This window comes from Micromonospora auratinigra (genome assembly GCF_900089595.1).
Classification (GTDB): Bacteria; Actinomycetota; Actinomycetes; order Mycobacteriales; family Micromonosporaceae; genus Micromonospora; species Micromonospora auratinigra.
In genome coordinates, this window is record NZ_LT594323.1 from 2,623,171 (window position 1) to 2,640,738 (window position 17,568).

Consider the following 17,568-nt stretch of genomic DNA (forward strand, 5'->3'; position numbering starts at 1 on the left):
CGTGGTCCGCCGGCACGGCTGGGCGTTCGCCGATCAGCGACAGGTGATCTCCCGTTCGAAGTGGGCGCGCAGCGTGTCGTAGCTGACCTGACCGTCGTCGGTGTTGAAGGAGAGCTTCGCCAGCGGAGTACCCGCCGGGAACTGTGCCACCTGCTCGGGCAGCGAGACCGCGTCGGAGTACGTCCGCCCGTCCGCGGTGTCCACCGCGACCGAGAGCGTGGAGCCGAACTGCGCCGGCGGCGCTTGCCGGACGGTGCCGAAGCCAGCCCCGAGGACGATCAAGCCGTCGCGGGTGTCCGTTCCTGCCGGACCCGTGCCGACCGGGTCCGCCGCCTCCCAGAGCAGCACCGAGTTGCCGCTCTTTCCCGGCGGCGGAACCGCGTGCACCTGGATCGCCCGCACGGTGTCGCCGGGACAGATCGGGGTGTAGACGGCCAGCCGGTCACCGAGGCGCACGAACCCGATCTGGTAGTCCGGGGGCGGCGGGGGCTGGCAGGCGGCGCCGACCTGGCTGAGGCAGAGCAGCAGCCCCGCCAGCAGCCAGCACCGACGCCGCCCGCGATTCAGCATTGGCTGTACGACTTCCCCTTGGCGTCGGCCGCGACCTCGTACCGGTTGCGGCACGGGTCGTTCGCCACCCAGATGTTCTCCAGGGTGTACATGTAGCCGAAGACGTTACCGTACTTCTTCCACTGGGCCACGTGCTCTTTCTCGTGGGCAACCGTGGTGGCCGAGACCGGTCCCGGATCGTCGGTGAGGAAGGTGGTGCCGTAGGTGGTGCCGCCGCGCTGGGACAGTGGGCCTCCCCCGCCCCGACAGACCCGCAGACCGTCCTGCATCGTGCAGGTGCCGCCGCTGATCTTCGAGATCCCCGCGACGACCAGGCCGGTCGTCTGGGCCTGGGCGTCGCGCAGCCAGCTCGGCTGGGCCTGGGCCAGGGTGCCGACCACGTTGTGCCCCCAGAACCGGGCAACCGGTCGCATGGTGTTCAGATACCCGGCGACGACCGTCTGGGCGGCCCGCTGCTTGGCGGTCTCCACGGTGTTCACCCCCTTGATGATCGCCTTGGTGGCCTGCTCGATCTTCTCCGCGGCGAGCCTGGCCTGAAGCGTGGCCAGTTGGATGGCCATGCTGATGAGGATCTCCACCACACCCACGCCGCAGCCGGTCGTGCAGGTGGGGGCGGGTGAGACACCTGGCGAGGGGGCGGGGGTCGGCACCGGTGCGGGCGTCGGCTTGGGCGTCGGCTTCGGCGGCGGCGGTGCCGGTGACGGGTGTCCACCCGAGCCGCCCCGGCCGCCCGAGGATCCACCGCCGCCAGAGGAACCGCCACCAGAGGAGCCGCCACCACCCGACGACGATCCTCCGCCGGAGGAGGCGGAGCTGATCACCGACACGACATAGCTGATGATCGCCACGATCAGGCAGAAGATGCAGAGCCGCCCGTCCGGGTCGCTGAAGGTCATCGGGTTGCTGTTGCTGTAGACGTAACCGTGCAACTGCTGCGGATCGTTGTGGTCGATGATCGGGTCGACCGAGACGAACCGGCCGATCGCCGCGTCGTAGTCTCGGGCGCCCAGGTGGACCAGGCCGGTGTTGTCGTTGGTGCCGCCGACGAAACCCTTGTCGTTGGGCCAGCTCGGGTTGGCGCCCCGGGCCTCGCCGAAGGGGGTCTGTCGGCGCACGGTCACCACCTGGCTATCGGCGGCGACCGATGCCTGCGCCGTCCCGTGTCGGTCGTTGACCAACCAGGTCAGCCCGCCCCCGGTACGCATGCCGACGGTCTGCCCGTCGTGGGTGTAGTAACGGGTGCCGGCCTTCACAGTGGTGGCGGTGGTGTACCGCAGCTCCTGCGACGGCAGGTAGAGCGTCCGGCCTGCCGGGTCGGCCCGCAGCAGCCGGTTGCCGTCCGCGTCGTAGATGTAGGTGGTCGTCCCGGTGTTGTCCGCGCTCGACGCCATCCGGCCCTCGGCGTCCCAGGTCAGGGTCTGGGTGCCCGTGGCACCCGGCCGGGTACGGGTGTTGCCGGTGCTGTCGTAGGCGTAGTCGGCGGTGGTGGTACCGGTCTGGGTGTAGTCCAGCGCATGCGGCTGGTCCGTCCCGGCCGCCGGGTAGTGGTAGCTGGTGCTGGTGCTGGTGGTCTTGGTGCGGTTGGTCGCGCTCGTCCGGTTGCCGACCGCGTCGTAGCTGAACGACTGCCAGTACGGGGCCGGTCCGCCGAGCGCGGCCTGGCTGGGCGCGGCGGCGCAGTCGCCGTCAGACGGAGTCCAGGCCTCCGTCATCCGGCGCAGCCGGTCGTAGCCGAAGCACTGGGTGTCCCCGGCCGCCACGTCGGCGACCCGGGTCACGTTCCCGGCTGGATCCCAGCTGTAGTTCACGTCCGCCACCAGCGACGGCGCGGTCTCCCGCGTGCTCAGCATCCGGCTCAGCCGACGGGTCCCGACCTCGTAGTAGGAGCCGGTGTCGACGATCTTGCCGGTGTCGTAGCGGCGTCCGAGCACGCCCAACTCGCCGTAGCGGGTGTAGCTGGTGCCGTTGACGTAGAAGACGTCGTCCCCGGTGCTGGAAAGATTGGTGCTCAACGTGTTCGGCAGGCCCTGGCTGTTGTACCCCAGGGTCAGTGTCTCGGTGGCCAGCCCGCCCAGCCCGGGCAGCCGGCTGGTGGCGGGCGATCCGTCCGCGCGGTAGCCGTACACGTAGCTGTAGCTGCCGGAGACCCCGGTCGTCGCCGACGTCGCCGGAATGGTGATCTTCCGGCCGGTGGGCTGGTAGAGGTCCGTGTACCCGGTCACCTCGTCGACGAAGGCGTCGGCACCGACCCACCGGGTCGAGCTGACCAACTTCCCCTTGACCGAGGTGACCGTGGTGCCCACGGTGATCGTGTCGTAGCTCCACTCGACCCGCTTCGGCCCGGTGTCGGTGTCGTCGCGCACGCTGGTCTTACGACCGAGGCTGTCATAGGTGTAGGCCAGCTTCTCGCCCCGCGAGTCGGTGCTGCTCAGCAGGTCACCGGCGGCGTTGAAGACCTCGGTGGTCAGCCCCTTGTCCGGGTCGTCCGCGGTGGTCCGACGCCCCAGCAGGTCATAACCGTAGGTCCACTGGTTCCCGGCCGGGTCAGTCACCGTGGCCAACTGCCCCTTGCGGTCCAGGCCGTACCGGGTCTCGTCGTACGTGCCGGTGGGCGTAGCGCCGTGGTACTGCCGCTGGGCCGCCACCCGCCCGTACGCGTCGGTCACCACCGAGGTGGCCGGGGCGCCGCCCGGCGGGGTGACGTCGGTGCGGTCACCGCCGTACCCGGTGCTGGTACGCCACTTCTCCACCCCGTTGACCAGGAAAATCACCGCGGTGGCCCGACCCGCGCCGTCGAAGACGGTCTGGTTCTGCGCCGGGATCTGCCCGTCCGGCAGGGGCAGGAACAGGGTCGTGCCCGCAGCGCCGTCGGCCACGTACTTGTCGTTGCTCTTCACCACCCGACCAACGCTGTCGTAGAGCGTGTCGGTGAGGATCCGGCCCTGATTGGCGCCGGCGGCCGGCACGTCCGGCGCCTGGGTCTGCCGGGGCCGCAGCTGGGCGTCGAAGAAGGCGTGGCTAGTGGTGTAACCGCCGCTGGCGTTCAGCTTCGACGTGGTCACCACCGTCGGCCCGTTGTTTCGCACCGTGTACGAGGTCGTCACGCTCGCGGTCTTGCCGCCGGCCTTGTCCCGGCCGGGGTTCCACACGCCGGTGACCCGGCCCAGACCGTCGTAGGTGACATCGGTGCGCTTGCCGTTGGGGTCCACGACCGCGGTCCGGGCTCCCCAGGCCGGTTCCACCGTGGTGGTGGTGACCCAGCCGAGGTGGTTGGTCTGCGTGGTCTGGGTGACCGGCCCCCCGCTGGCCGGCGTGTAGGCGATGGTGGTCAGGTTGCCCCGCACGTCCCACTGCTGGGTCGGCCGGCCGTAGGCGTCGTGCGTGGCCCGCGCCGTGGTCACGTAGGTGCCCGGCCAGGTGGTGAGCTTCTCGGTCCGGCTGACCGCGCCCTTGGTCGGAGCGACCCCCCGGGCCTGCTGGTCGTAGCTGGTGTACTCGTCCGCGATCACGTCGGCCTCGGTCAGCGTGCCGGCCGCCGCGGTGCAGTCCACGCCGAGGGTGCGCACCCGGCTCGGGTACGACATGAGCCAGTCGGTGCTGTTGCGCACGTACGTGGTGAGCGTGCACTGCTGATCGTCGGTGCGGGTGGTGTCCCCGAGATTCTCGACCTTCGTCTTCATGCCGTACCCGTCGAAGGTGTTGTTCACCGTGGTCCGCCGCCAACCTCGGCCGCCGTCCAGGGCCGTCCGGCTCCGCTCGGCCGCGGTGTCCACATACCGGGCGTTCACGGTGACACCACCGATGGTCCGCGACGCGGTGGGCGCCGACTGCCACGGGTCGTAGATCGTGGCGGAGACCAGCGACCCACCCGGACCGTTGTAGGTCAGCTTCTCCCGCACCATGCCGGCGTAGGCGTCGTCGTCGGTCACGGCCGCGCCCTCGGACGCCTGCACGGTGGCCGACCGGGTCCCGGTGGGCAGCTTGTCGCCGTCCATGCCGCGGTAGTAGAGCGATTCGGTACGGGTCTGCTCCCCCGGATCGCCCTGGGTGGTGCGCACCCGCTCGTAGCCGCGCCACACCGACCAGGTCCGATCCTCCTCGTCGATCAGGCCGTCGTCGTCGGTGTAGTGCCAGGCGGGCGCGCCGACGTAGTCGTAGGCGGTGATCATGCGGGCCGAGCGGGCGTCGGAGGGAAGCGCCAGGTCCGTCTCGGTCACCTGGGTGACCACGTAGCGGTGGAAGTAGTCGGTGATCGGTGCGGAGTAGCCCTGCGGTTTCCACCGCACCGGATAGCAGCGCAGCGTGTTCGACTCCGGCGCCGACGGCATCCGGCTGCCCTTCACGCAGTCCTCAGCGGAGTAGGAGACGCCGATCCGGGAGCCGGACTCGGTGTCGATGTAGGCCACCCGCCACCACTTCATCGCCGGCGCCCAGTCGAGCGCGTCGACCCGGTTGGACAGCTGCACGCCGGTGAAGGTGATGTCCGGTACGGCGGTGCTGCCGCCGACCAGGCCGGCGTGGGAGATCCGGTTGAGGAAAAGGCCAGCACGGGTGGTGTCGCCCGGATCGGGAAACGACTGGGTGAAGGTCCACGAGTCGACGTCTCGGTAGGTGGTGCCCGAACCGGTCCAGAGCCGCGTCTTCACCGACGTCAGCCGTTTGCCGGTCCAGAACGTCGGCGAACCCACCAGGCACGACGAGTCGGTGCACTCCTGGTCCCAGGGGGTGTCCGGCCAGGTGGTGGCGTTCTTCGTGGTGCAGTTGGCCAGGCACCGGTCCGAGACGCCGAACTGCACCTGCATGGGGGCGGTGCCGTAGGCGGTGGTGCTGCGGGTGCCGTAGTCGATCCGATCGAGGTAGCCGCCCCGCTCGTAGCCCGTCAGCGATGACCCCTGCAGGTTGCGGGCGTACTTGTTGGTCTCCTTCTTGTACCAGTACGACATCGTGCTGCCGAACGGGTCGACCACGTAGTCGAGGTTCCACCGGTAGGCCTGCTGGCACCACTGGGTCGCATTGCACGGCTCGTTGGACTGGTTGCCGTACACCGGCACCGTCCAGACCGAGTTGGTCTCCGCCGCGCCTGCGGTGTAGCCCGGTAGCCGGTCCCGGCCGAACCAGTACTGCGTACCGTCCGTGGCGGTGACCACCCAGTACTCACCGTCGTTGTCATCGTTGGCGCCGCCGGTGAAACGCTCGATCCGGTACCCGCTCTCGGTGCGGCCGTGCCACTTCCCGTCACTGCCCTTGAGCAGCTCGGTGGCTTGGCCGTTGAGCATCAGGCTGGCGTTGTCGGTCTTCCAGCACAGGTCACCGCTGTTCGCGCCGGCCCCGGCACCGTTGCCACCGTCCTTACGACATGCCTTGTAGCGGCGCTCGATGAAACCGCCGGGACCGAGTTCGAAGCCCTCACCCATCCAGGACGGCTGGTTGTTCGAGGCCGCCATCCGGCCGTCCACACTGGCCGACGAATAGCCCAGTTCCACCACCGGCTGCGGGCCGTCCAACGACGGCGGCGCACCAAGCTGGTACGTCCAGGTGAAGCCGCCCGAGTTGTCCCCCGCCTGCCAGGTGGCCGACGGCTTGAGGTCGGTGGCGCCGAAGTCACCGGTGCTGCCCGATGGGGCCGCCGCCAGCGCCACCAGCGTGCTGGCCGCCAGGTCGACGTCGGCGGTCAGCACCCCGGCCCGGGCGTCGTTGCGGGTCGGCAACGCCCTGCGGTCGGCGAGCGAGACCAGCCGCAGCCGGTGGGCCCAGTCGGCGCCGTAGGCGTAGCGGAAGGCGGTGTAGTCGATGCCGAGCCGCACCGGCCCGCCGGTCGGACCAAGCCGAAGCACGACCCCGTCGACGCCGGCGGCCCGGGACCGGGTCCGGTCGAGCACCTCCACCCGGACCGGCCCGGAGCCGGCCTGCGCGTCGGCGGCGGCCGCCCGGCCACTAGGACCGGTCGAGTCCATCCTCAGCGGCAGACCACCGACCCGGGACATCGGCGGGGCCGCAGCGTCCGCGCTGCGTGCGGTGCTGCGCCCCGGGGTCAGCTCAGCGACGCCGCCGGCCGGCCACACCGGGGCGGGGGCGCTGAACGGCCGGCCGGTGGTGGCCCGTCCGGGACCGGGGCCGGGCGCGACGGCCGTGCCGGGTACCGACGAATCGGCCTGGGCGTGCAGCCGCTGGTACCCGGCAATCGCGGCGGCCGCCGGCACCGAGCTCAACAGGGTGGTGACCAGGATGCCGCTCATCACCCCGGCCAGCAGCCGGGACCACCGGGCACCCGTGGTTGTCAGGATCCTCATCGGTGTCCTCTCAGCCGGCCAGCTTGGCGATCTCGGAGCCGGGCAGCGCTCCGGCGTAGGCACGTACGTCGTCGATGTCACCGGTCCAGAAGTCGGCCAGCACGCCGCTCCACCTGGCCCGGCCGACGGTGAACCCGCCGTTGGCCTGCCAGTCCGGGAAGGTGGTGTTCGTCGTGCTCACCAGCGTCCCGTCGAGGTAGAGCCGCACCTGTCCGGCCACCACGTCGCGGACCGCGGCCACGTGCACCCAGTCCCCGTCCACACAGGTGCCGCCGTTGGCGTAGGCCGGACTGCTGCTGGTGCCGTCGGCCGACCGGGTCAGCAGCGACCAGTAGGACGTGGTGTCGGTCCGGCAGCCCAGATAGAAGCCGGAGATGGTCACCCCGTCCTGGGCCAGGGCGGTGCGGGCGCCACCCCCGCCGGTCCAGCGCACCCAGCCGGCCACCGTGAACGACTGGTCGGTCCGCACCGCCGGGCCGGCGCTGACCAGGAACTGGTTGGTCCCGTTGAAGGTGGCCGCCGAGTCAGGTACGCCGTAGCGGTCCTCGATCCAGGCCACCCCGTTGTTGTTGGTCAGGTCCCGGCCGTAGGGGGCGCTGTCGAACTCACCCGCGTCCAGTCGCCAGCGGCCGGCCAGGTCGGCGGCCATCGGGGCCAACTCGGGCGCGGAGACCACCCGGTTCCACACCCGGACATCGGCGATGTCGCCGTTGAACCAGTTGTTCGCCGTGCTGTTGTAGCGGGCCCGTCCAACGATCATGTTCTTCGTCGTGTTCCACGCCCCGGCGTGGGCGGCGCTGCCGGCCAGCACCCCGTTGACGTAGAGCCGGGTCTGCCTGGTGCCCGCGTCGTAGACCCCGACCAGGTGAGTCCACTTGCCGACGACGGCCTTCGCGGAGGACGCCCGGATCACCACCGGGCTGCTCTGGTCGGCGCCGTACATGTCCAGCACCCACCCGGTGCCGCTGATGTACTCCAGGGCGAAGCCGCAGTTGTAGACCGCGTCCTGGCAGAGCACCGCCTGATTGACGCTGAGCGTGTTCAGCTTCGCCCAGGCCGAGACAGTGAAACTCTTGCTGGTGTCCAGCACCGGCGCGGCGGTCGTCGCGGAGGCGGTGGTGCCGTTGAACCGGACCGCCGTGGGGCCGGCGGCCGACGGGCCGTCCAACACCCGGCCGGGCACTCCGGCCGTGCCGTTGCTCAGCGTCAGCGCACGCTGGCCGCCGACGGTGTTGCTGTCGCCCAGAGAGACGCTGCCGGCCGGCTCGTTCATCCGCCACCGGCCCACCTCGGGGGTGGCCGAGCCGAGGTTGAACACGTACGGCTCCATCGGGCTGGCCCGTCCGGTGCGGTCGACCGAGACCACGTAGAGCGTGGTCAGCCCACCCGAGGTCGGGTCCTCCGGCTTCGGCGGCGGCGGAGTCAACGCCAGGGTCACCGAGGCACCCAGGGACGGGGCGGTGACCAGCGTGGTGGGCGGATCGGACCAGCCCCACCGGTAGCCGGAGACGTCACCCACGCCGCTCGCGGTGAAGGTGAAGTTCGCGGTCAGTCCGACCGCGCCGTAGAACTGGTTGAGATCGGTGCCGTACACCGTCGAGACGACCCCGGGCGCCACCGTCGGGCCGACCAAATCCAGCTCGAACTCACAGAAGCCGGAGTAGGCCGAGCTGTCGGTGCCGGAGCTGCCCTCGTACGACCACGGGTCCTGGGCCTGAACCTGCCAGCGGTAGACGCCCTTGTCCACCAGCCCGGATGCGATCTTGTACTGTCCGGTGCCGCCAGAGGTCAGGCCCGACTGGGTGCCCGAGCCGAGTGCGCTCCACGCGCTGCCGCTCCAGCGTTCCCAGCGGAACGCGGCCTTCAGGTCGGTCTCCGGATCGGGGTCGGTGACCTTGGCCCGCATGGTCGGGGTCGCGCTGGACAGCACCGGCCGGGCCGTGCCGGTGGCGCAGCCCGCCCCCTCGACGCTCAGCGAGGTCGGGACGGCCGGTGCCCGGTTGAAGGTGATGGAGAGCGCGGCGTCGTAGCGGAACCGCTTCCAGCCGCCGGGCATGCTGCTCTCGCTGCCGGCCTTCAGGCCCAGGGTCAGCGTGGACCAGGAGCCGTCGGCGGCCTGATCGGCACCGGTGGTGGCGTTGAACTCCACCCAGCCGGCCCCCAGTGAACAGCCCGACTTGCGGGCCACCGTCACCGACGACAACTGCTGCGACCAGCCGCCCGAGTGGTTGCTCCAGTTCGTCGCCGACGAGATCGAGTTGGTCCGCCACAGCTGCACCGCGTCGGCCGTGCAGTCATAGGCGGACGTCTCATACGCCTTGAAGGTGGCCTCCAGCACGTGGCTGCCCCTGACCGTGCTCGGGATACCGAACTCCCAGACCAGACGCTTGATCTGGTCGCGGCTACACGTCGACTCGGTCTGCACGTCACACAGGCCCATGCCCTCGTCGCCGGAGAACTTGTAGTACTCCTGGTCCGGGAAGCCGCTGGAGATCATCGCCCACTCGTTGCGGGTCCCGCTGACCGACGGATCCACGTAGACCGGGAAGACCGTGGCCGGGTCGGCCAGCATCGACACGTCCGGGGCCAGGGTCAGCGCGTCCCCGGCGACCGACAGGGACATCTCGGCCTGCCGGTCCCCCGCGACCGGCGCGCCCGGCCGACGAGCCGACGAGCCGACCGCGGCCCGCTGCCGACTGGTCGCACGGTCACCGGAGGAGTCCCACATCCGCGGCGACGGGCTGGCGAACACCTCTCGACCCGCCGCGTCGACAGCGACGAAACCACCGCCGCGGGACCGCAGCGTCGCCCCGGTCGCCGCCATCGGGAAGCGGAGCGCGGCCAGGGCCGGATTAGCCGCCGCCGCCCGGTCGCGGACCACCAGCACCTCGGAGAAGCCCTCCGGCAGCGCGGTCAGCACCAGGTCCACACCCGGCAGTACCTCGCGATAGGTCGCCTCGGCGCCGGCCAGCACCGGCTCCGGCAGCGACCACGGCAGCCCCAAGCTGATCTCCCGGCCACCCCAGGCGACCCGGGCCGCCTGACCGGCGCCGCCGGCGGGGAAGCGTACGTCCATCCCGAGCGCGGTCGGCGTCACCGTATCGCCGACCCGGCGCAGCGTGGTGTCGACCGGCGTCCAGGAGCCGTCGGACCGGCGTACTCGCACCGGCACGGCCGAGATCTCCGTGGTCCACGACCCGTCCGGGTTGGCCAGCAGCCGCTCCCGTTCGGTCCGCCGGGCCAGCACCTCCACCGGCTTGCCGGCCCCCCGCGCCGCCTTCGCGGCGGCCTCGGTCTCCGGGCCGGCCAGCGGATCCCGACCCGACGACCCGAGCACCCCGGTCGAGCCGGTCGCTCCTGTCGTCCCCGCCGTCGTCGACCCGCCCCGATCGGGCGAGGGAGCGGCCCACGCCGGTCCCGCCGCCACCGGCAGCCCGATTCCGAGGACCAGCACCCCTGTCAGCAGTCGGCCGACACCCCACCGGTGAACACCCGTCACGTCACCCACGACCAATCCAGTCAGACCAATGGCGACGTCATCCTGGCGTCGGGCACTTACGCGGCGCTTACGCGGCGGATACAGTGATCCCGCCGCCGACCAGCGGCCACCAACTGAACAGGACCAATTCGCCGCACGGGGGTGCCAGGTGACGAGGTTCGCTGTCCTGGGTCCATTGACGATCAGCCTGGCCGCCGGTCCGCGGTCGCTGCCGGCCGCCATGCAGCGCAAACTGCTGGCCGTCCTGCTCAGCCAGACCGGGCGGGTGGTGTCACTCGCCACCCTGACCGAGGCACTCTGGGGTGCCGCGCCCCCGGCCCGACCACAGCAGGCCCTCCAGGTCTACGTGCACCGGCTGCGCCGGGCGCTGGACGACGAGCGTCGGCTGGCCCACCAGTCCGGCGGCTACCTGCTGCGCGTAGCCCGCGACGAACTCGACGTCCACCACTTCACCGACCTGCTCACCCAGGCCCGGACCGCCGTCGCGCAGGGGCGGCGGGCCCACGCCGACGCCTGTTACGAGCAGGCGCTGCGGCTGTGGCGTGGCCCGGCCTACGCCGACGTCACCGGGGTCGCGGTCATCGACGACGAGGTGGCCCGCCTCACCGATCAGCACCTGCACTGTCAGGAGGAACGCATCGGAGTACGGCTGCGGCTGGGCCGGTACGCCGAGGTCATTGGCGAGCTGCGCTCCCTGACCGAGGCACACCCGTACAGGGAGAACCTGCGGGTCATGCTCATGACAGCCCTGCACGGGGTCGGGCGGCAGGCCGAGGCGCTGGAGGTCTACAGCGACATCCGCACGATCCTGGTCGATCAACTCGGGGTGGAACCCGGGGCAGCGCTACGGCGGCTGCACCTGGCCCTGCTGCGCGGCGACGGCCCGGGCGGCGCCGCGACCTCCCCGGCCGCAGTCGCGGTCGTCCCGGTCCCGTCGGCCGCCGCGGTCGTGCCGGCGCCACCGGCAGCCGTGCCCGCGCCGCCGCGGCCCGTGTCCCTGCTGACCGCGGCTCGCCCGTCGACGGGCGTACCGACCACACGGGACAGGGCCGCCCCGCCGGACCAGCCGCCGGCCGGTCGATGCGGGCCCTGCGCGACGAACGGGCGTCGTGGGTCCGTGGCGCTGGACCGGGTGCCGGCGCTGCTGCCGGCGGACGTCTACCGGTACGTGGCCCGCCGCGAACCACTCGCTGAGCTGGACGCCCTGTTGACGCGCCCGGACCAGGTCGGCGCGCTGCCGGTCGTGGTGGTCACCGGCGGGGCCGGGGTGGGCAAGTCGGCGCTGACCGTGCACTGGGCACATCGGATCGCCGACCGGTTCCCGGACGGGCAACTCTACGTCGACCTGCACGGCAGCGACCCCATGGGCTCCGTCCCGGCGACGGCCGACGTGGTCCGCGGCTTCCTCTCCGCGTTGGGAGCGCCGGCCCACGGCGTGCCCACCGACCTGAGCGGCCAGATCAACCTCTACCGGACCCTGCTGCACGGCCGGCGCATGCTGGTGCTGCTGGACAACGCCCGCGACGCCGGGCAGGTGCAGCCGCTGCTGCCCGGCTCGACCGGGTGCCTGATCGTGGTCACCAGCCGCGACCACCTGCTGCCGCTGGTCGCCCGGCAGGGGGCGTACCCGGTACCACTCGCCCCGCTCACCGCCGGGGAGTCGTACGAGTTGCTCCGCCAGCGGCTCGGTGCCGGGCGGCTGGCGGCCGACCCTACGGCCACCGGGGACCTCATCGCCGGCTGCGCCGGTGTGCCGCAGGCGTTGGCGATGGCGGCCGCGCACGCGGCCACCTATCCGGAGCTGCCGCTGCGCCAGCTCGTCGACCGGATCGGTGGGCTGCGCGGACCGTCGTGAACCCGAGCGTCAAGGGCGCTGAAGTTGGGCTGGCTGGCGCGACAGCCAGGAAAAGCATTCAGGGCCACCCCGTTGAGGGGTGGCCCTGAATGAAAGATTGTCCGGCGGCGTCCTACTCTCCCACACCCTCCCGAGTGCAGTACCATCGGCGCTGGAGGGCTTAGCTTCCGGGTTCGGAATGTTACCGGGCGTTTCCCCTCCGCCATGACCGCCGTAACTCTATGAACATGTCAAACACACACACGCGGGTGTTCGATCGTTCAGAGTTGCACAGTGGACGCGTAGCAGCTTCGTAGTCAAGTCCTCGGCCTATTAGTACCGGTCAACTGAACCCGTTACCGGGCTTACATTTCCGGCCTATCAACCCAGTCGTCTAGCTGGGGGCCTTACCCCACAAAGTGGGTGGGATACCTCATCTTGAAGCGAGCTTCCCGCTTAGATGCTTTCAGCGGTTATCCCTTCCGAACGTAGCTAACCAGCCGTGCCCCTGGCGGGACAACTGGCACACCAGAGGTTCGTCCGTCCCGGTCCTCTCGTACTAGGGACAGCCCTTCTCAAGTATCCTACGCGCACGGCGGATAGGGACCGAACTGTCTCACGACGTTCTAAACCCAGCTCGCGTACCGCTTTAATGGGCGAACAGCCCAACCCTTGGGACCTGCTACAGCCCCAGGATGCGACGAGCCGACATCGAGGTGCCAAACCATCCCGTCGATATGGACTCTTGGGGAAGATCAGCCTGTTATCCCCGGGGTACCTTTTATCCGTTGAGCGACACCGCTTCCACATGCCAGTGCCGGATCACTAGTCCCGACTTTCGTCCCTGCTCGACCTGTCAGTCTCACAGTCAAGCTCCCTTGTGCACTTGCACTCAACACCTGATTGCCAACCAGGCTGAGGGAACCTTTGGGCGCCTCCGTTACCCTTTAGGAGGCAACCGCCCCAGTTAAACTACCCACCAGACACTGTCCCTGAACCGGATAACGGTCCGAAGTTAGATACCCAAATCAACCAGAGTGGTATTTCAAGATTGCCTCCACCCATACTGGCGTATGGACTTCACCGGCTCCCACCTATCCTACACAAGCTAATTCGGATACCAATGTCAAGCTATAGTAAAGGTCCCGGGGTCTTTCCGTCCTGCCGCGCGTAACGAGCATCTTTACTCGTAATGCAATTTCGCCGGGCCTGTGGTTGAGACAGTGGGGAAGTCGTTACGCCATTCGTGCAGGTCGGAACTTACCCGACAAGGAATTTCGCTACCTTAGGATGGTTATAGTTACCACCGCCGTTTACTGGCGCTTAAGTTCTCCGCTTCGCCCTTACGGGCTAACAGGTCCCCTTAACGTTCCAGCACCGGGCAGGCGTCAGTCCATATACATCGAATTACTTCTTCGCATGGACCTGTGTTTTTAGTAAACAGTCGCTTCCCCCTGCTCTCTGCGGCCATACAACGCTCCACCCGCGCGGGGCTTCACGTCTCCGGCCCCCCTTCTCCCTAAGTTACGGGGGCAATTTGCCGAGTTCCTTAACCACAGTTCGCCCGATCGCCTCGGTATTCTCTACCTGACCACCTGTGTCGGTTTGGGGTACGGGCCGCTAAGAACTCGCTAGAGGCTTTTCTCGGCAGCATAGGATCACTGACTTCACCTGAATCGGCTCGGCATCACGTCTCAGCCCATATGCACCGCGGATTTGCCTACGGCACGGCCTACACGCTTACCCCGGCACAACCACCGGCCGGGCTCAGCTACCTTCCTGCGTCACCCCATCGCTTGACTACTACCCGCCAGGTTCCCACGCTCCCCAACCTCGACCCGAAAGTCTTGGATGGTTTGGGTGGTTAGCACAACGAGGTTCATCAGGGTCGCTCTTTCGCGGGTACGGGAATATCAACCCGTTGTCCATCGACTACGCCTCTCGGCCTCGCCTTAGGTCCCGACTCACCCAGGGCGGATTAGCCTGGCCCTGGAACCCTTGGTCATCCGGCGGAAGGGTTTCTCACCCTTCTTTCGCTACTCATGCCTGCATTCTCACTCGTGCCGCGTCCACAACTAGGTCACCCCGTTGCTTCACCCCCGGCACGACGCTCCCCTACCCATCCACACACCTGCACCGGATATCAAGACCCGGCGTGGTTAAAATGTGAATGCCACAGCTTCGGCGGTGTGCTTGAGCCCCGCTACATTGTCGGCGCGGAACCACTTGACCAGTGAGCTATTACGCACTCTTTAAAGGGTGGCTGCTTCTAAGCCAACCTCCTGGTTGTCTATGCGACCCCACATCCTTTTCCACTTAGCACACGCTTAGGGGCCTTAGCTGGTGATCTGGGCTGTTTCCCTCTCGACTACGAAGCTTATCCCCCGCAGTCTCACTGCCGCGCTCTCACTTACCGGCATTCGGAGTTTGGCTGATTTCGGTAAGCTTGTGGGCCCCCTAGACCATCCAGTGCTCTACCTCCGGCAAGAAACACGCGACGCTGCACCTAAATGCATTTCGGGGAGAACCAGCTATCACGGAGTTTGATTGGCCTTTCACCCCTAACCACAGGTCATCCCCCAACTTTTCAACGTTGGTGGGTTCGGCCCTCCACGCGGTCTTACCCGCGCTTCAGCCTGCCCATGGCTAGATCACTCCGCTTCGGGTCTAGAGCATGCGACTAAAGGCGCCCTATTCAGACTCGCTTTCGCTACGGCTCCCCCACACGGGTTAACCTCGCCACATGCCACTAACTCGCAGGCTCATTCTTCAAAAGGCACGCCGTCACCCCGCAAGGCTCCGACGGATTGTAGGCGAACGGTTTCAGGTACTATTTCACTCCCCTCCCGGGGTACTTTTCACCATTCCCTCACGGTACTCGTCCGCTATCGGTCACCAGGAAGTATTTAGGCTTACCAGGTGGTCCTGGCAGATTCACGGCAGATTTCAGGGGTCCGCCGCTACTCGGGAACACCCACAGAAGGTCAGCAACTTTCACGTACCGGACTGTCACCGTCTACGGTTGGCTTTTCCACACCATTCGGCTAGCCACTGACTTTGTAACTCCTCCAACAGATGTCAGTCTGTTGAGCGGGGTCCCACAACCCCGACCACGCAACCCCTGACAGGTATCACACGCAGCCGGTTTAGCCTCAATCCGCTTTCGCTCGCCACTACTCACGGAATCACTATTTGTTTTCTCTTCCTACGGGTACTGAGATGTTTCACTTCCCCGCGTTCCCCCCACACACCCTATGTGTTCAGGTGCGGGTGACATCACATGACTGATGCCGGGTTTCCCCATTCGGACACCCTGGGATCACAGCTTGGTTGACAGCTCCCCCAGGCCTATCGCGGCCTCCCACGTCCTTCATCGGCTCCTGGTGCCAAGGCATCCACCGTTCGCCCTTGACAACTTGACCACAAAGATGCTCGCGTCCACTGTGCAATTCTCAACAAACGACCAACCCACAACCCCACCGTCTCCCACCAGCCCGACGTCACCGCCGGCGGTATGAGAAACCAGGTCGCGCCTGGCGCCCAGACGAACTCCCGCTCGCCTTCACGGCTCTGAAAGACAACCGTAGTTGTTCCTTCAGGACCCAACAGGGTGCTTATCGCCGAACCCCAGCCGCATCACATCCGTCGTTCCTGCACCCCGAAGGGCGTGTACTAGACATCCGCAACCGTTGCCGGCATCCGACCCACCAGTGTCTCCGCCATTGAGCACCCCGACCCGACATTCGCGGGCCGCGGGCTCCTTGCACCCTTTCAGGTGAAGGTGCTCCTTAGAAAGGAGGTGATCCAGCCGCACCTTCCGGTACGGCTACCTTGTTACGACTTCGTCCCAATCGCCAGCCCCACCTTCGACGGCTCCCTCCACAAGGGTTGGGCCACCGGCTTCGGGTGTTGCCGACTTTCGTGACGTGACGGGCGGTGTGTACAAGGCCCGGGAACGTATTCACCGCAGCGTTGCTGATCTGCGATTACTAGCGACTCCGACTTCACGGGGTCGAGTTGCAGACCCCGATCCGAACTGAGACCGGCTTTTTGGGATTCGCTCCACCTCACGGTATCGCAGCCCATTGTACCGGCCATTGTAGCATGCGTGAAGCCCTGGACATAAGGGGCATGATGACTTGACGTCATCCCCACCTTCCTCCGAGTTGACCCCGGCAGTCTTCGATGAGTCCCCGCCATAACGCGCTGGCAACATCGAACGAGGGTTGCGCTCGTTGCGGGACTTAACCCAACATCTCACGACACGAGCTGACGACAGCCATGCACCACCTGTGACCGCCCCCGAAGGACCTCACATCTCTGCGAGTTTTGCGGCCATGTCAAACCCAGGTAAGGTTCTTCGCGTTGCATCGAATTAATCCGCATGCTCCGCCGCTTGTGCGGGCCCCCGTCAATTCCTTTGAGTTTTAGCCTTGCGGCCGTACTCCCCAGGCGGGGCGCTTAATGCGTTAGCTGCGGCACAGGGAACCGGAGAGGCCCCCCACACCTAGCGCCCAACGTTTACAGCGTGGACTACCAGGGTATCTAATCCTGTTCGCTCCCCACGCTTTCGCTCCTCAGCGTCAGTATCGGCCCAGAGACCCGCCTTCGCCACCGGTGTTCCTCCTGATATCTGCGCATTTCACCGCTACACCAGGAATTCCAGTCTCCCCTACCGAACTCTAGCCTGCCCGTATCGACTGCAGGCCCGCAGTTGAGCTGCGGGTTTTCACAGTCGACGCGACAAGCCGCCTACGAGCTCTTTACGCCCAATAAATCCGGACAACGCTCGCGCCCTACGTCTTACCGCGGCTGCTGGCACGTAGTTGGCCGGCGCTTCTTCTGCAGGTACCGTCACTTTCGCTTCGTCCCTGCTGAAAGAGGTTTACAACCCGAAGGCCGTCATCCCTCACGCGGCGTCGCTGCATCAGGCTTCCGCCCATTGTGCAATATTCCCCACTGCTGCCTCCCGTAGGAGTCTGGGCCGTGTCTCAGTCCCAGTGTGGCCGGTCGCCCTCTCAGGCCGGCTACCCGTCGTCGCCTTGGTAGGCCATCACCCCACCAACAAGCTGATAGGCCGCGAGCCCATCCCAGGCCGAAAAACTTTCCACCACCAACCATGCGATCAGTAGTCATATTCGGTATTAGCCCCCGTTTCCGAGGGTTATCCCAAAGCCTAGGGCAGGTTGCTCACGTGTTACTCACCCGTTCGCCGCTCGAGTACCCCGAAGGGCCTTTCCGCTCGACTTGCATGTGTTAAGCACGCCGCCAGCGTTCGTCCTGAGCCAGGATCAAACTCTCCAACAAAAACTTTGTCGGACACAATGTCCTGGCAACAAAAGTGTTGCCAAAGGAATCCCAACCAGACAGACCAA

General features: G+C 67.4%; 4 protein-coding genes and 3 rRNA genes. 1 reads left to right on the forward strand and 6 read right to left on the reverse strand.

Annotated elements, in window-relative coordinates; all coding sequences use genetic code 11:
• Positions 1-33: 33 nt before the first annotated feature.
• From GA0070611_RS11790 to GA0070611_RS11800, 3 genes are read right to left on the reverse strand one after another with little or no spacing between them, the layout of a single operon-like run.
• Positions 34-570 (reverse strand): hypothetical protein, encoded by a 537-nt coding sequence (locus tag GA0070611_RS11790; protein WP_091662532.1) that lies wholly within the window; start codon positions 568-570, stop codon positions 34-36.
• Positions 564-6,860: an RHS repeat-associated core domain-containing protein gene (locus tag GA0070611_RS11795; protein ID WP_091662535.1), complete on the reverse strand. Its 6,297-nt coding sequence runs from the start codon at positions 6,858-6,860 to the stop codon at positions 564-566. The genes GA0070611_RS11790 and GA0070611_RS11795 overlap by 7 nt, the downstream gene beginning before the upstream one ends.
• A 10-nt stretch (positions 6,861-6,870) precedes the next feature.
• Positions 6,871-10,314 carry a LamG domain-containing protein gene (locus GA0070611_RS11800; RefSeq protein ID WP_157740305.1) on the reverse strand — a complete coding sequence of 1,148 codons (3,444 nt, stop codon included), beginning with the start codon at positions 10,312-10,314 and terminating at the stop codon, positions 6,871-6,873.
• A gap of 193 nt (positions 10,315-10,507) precedes the next feature.
• Here GA0070611_RS11800 and GA0070611_RS11805 point away from each other — a divergent pair, with 193 nt between their 5' ends.
• Entirely contained in the window at positions 10,508-12,214 is a 1,707-nt protein-coding gene (locus tag GA0070611_RS11805) for an AfsR/SARP family transcriptional regulator (RefSeq protein WP_167604423.1), read from the forward strand.
• A gap of 99 nt (positions 12,215-12,313) precedes the next feature.
• Here GA0070611_RS11805 and rrf read toward each other — a convergent pair.
• The 3 genes from rrf to GA0070611_RS11820 all read right to left on the reverse strand — a co-directional run bounded on the left by rrf (position 12,314) and on the right by GA0070611_RS11820 (position 17,500).
• Positions 12,314-12,430 (reverse strand): 5S ribosomal RNA (rrf, locus tag GA0070611_RS11810).
• 76 nt (positions 12,431-12,506) lie between these two features.
• Positions 12,507-15,615: ribosomal RNA gene (locus GA0070611_RS11815) — 23S ribosomal RNA — on the reverse strand.
• 370 nt (positions 15,616-15,985) lie between these two features.
• Positions 15,986-17,500: ribosomal RNA gene (locus tag GA0070611_RS11820) — 16S ribosomal RNA — on the reverse strand.
• The 16S, 23S and 5S rRNA genes sit together here, the layout of an rRNA operon.
• Positions 17,501-17,568: the final 68 nt, after the last annotated feature.

What these genes read in the sequence shown, in the direction of transcription:
- GA0070611_RS11795 (WP_091662535.1), bottom strand. Translation starts at nt 6,860, where the DNA reads ATGAGGATCCTGACAACCACGGGTGCCCGGTGGTCCCGGCTGCTGGCC.
- GA0070611_RS11790 (WP_091662532.1), bottom strand. Translation starts at nt 570, where the DNA reads ATGCTGAATCGCGGGCGGCGTCGGTGCTGGCTGCTGGCGGGGCTGCTG.